Below are 1,196 nucleotides of genomic sequence, written 5' to 3' on the forward strand. Positions count from 1 at the left end.
ACAAAATTTTATGAATAATTTAGGATAGGTTGAAAGAAGGAACTAAGATGAGTAAAGAATATAATGTCGCAATTTTGGGTGCTACTGGTGCGGTTGGTACACGGATGATTCAACAATTGGAACAATCAACAATTCCGGTAAAGAGTGTGAAATTACTGGCATCCGCTAAGTCAGCTGGTAAGCAATTATCATTTAAGGGTCAACCGATCACTGTTGAAGAAACGACACCTGATTCTTTTAATGGGGTTGATATTGTGCTTTCATCTGCTGGTGGATCAGTATCAAAAAAGTTCCTTCCAGAAGCAGTAAAACGGGGAGCAGTTTGTGTTGATAATACGAGTGCTTTTCGAATGGAACCTGATGTACCGCTAGTAGTTCCAGAAGTAAATGAAGAGGCATTAAAAAATCATCACGGAATCATTGCTAATCCTAACTGTTCGACAATTCAAATGGTGGTAGCATTGGAACCAATCCGCCAAGCATTTGGATTGAATCAAATTATTGTTTCGACTTACCAAGCAGCTTCAGGAGCAGGTCAATCAGCTTTAAATGAATTGCGACAAGAAACTCAAGACTACCTTGAGGGTAAGGACATGCAAGCAGATGCCAAGATTTTGCCAACAAAGGGTGACAAGAAGCATTATCCATTAGCTTTTAATTTATTACCGCAGATCGATGTCTTTGAAGATGATGGTTACTCCCATGAAGAATGGAAGATGATCCATGAAACAAAGAAGATCATGTTAAACGACATGGACGCTAAGGATATTAAGGTTACTGCCACTTGTGTTCGTGTACCTGTCCCAATTGCTCATGGAGAATCAATTTACTTTACTGTTGACGATCCAACGGTAACTGTTGACCAATTGCGGGCAGTATTAAAGGACGCTCCCGGGGTAGTTCTGCAGGATGATCCTGCGCACCAGGTTTATCCTCAACCAATTAATGCTGTTGGCAAGCGTGACACTTTTGTTGGTCGTCTCCGTGCAGATGAAGAAAATCCTGGTTCCTTTAATATGTGGGTTGTTGCTGATAATCTCCTTAAGGGGGCGGCTTGGAATACCGTTGAAAATGCAGAACGGTTAGTCGCAAATGGGTTAGTTTAAAATTTAATAATCATAATAAAAAATACTCTCTGAATATAGGGAGTATTTTTTGTATGATTATAGAGTTTGTTGATAGTAAAAAGTAATGTA

Annotated in this window: 1 protein-coding gene; it reads left to right on the plus strand. The window is 39.5% G+C overall.

All coding sequences use genetic code 11. The features are described 5' to 3' along the window. The first annotated feature begins 47 nt into the window (after window positions 1–47). Window positions 48–1,106 carry an aspartate-semialdehyde dehydrogenase gene (locus tag O7635_RS38100; RefSeq protein ID WP_003668286.1) on the plus strand — a complete coding sequence of 353 codons (1,059 nt, stop codon included), beginning with the start codon at window positions 48–50 and terminating at the stop codon, window positions 1,104–1,106. Window positions 1,107–1,196 lie beyond the last annotated feature (90 nt).

It is taken from the genome of Asanoa sp. WMMD1127 (assembly GCF_029626225.1).
In the GTDB taxonomy this organism is placed as follows: domain Bacteria; phylum Actinomycetota; class Actinomycetes; order Mycobacteriales; family Micromonosporaceae; genus Asanoa.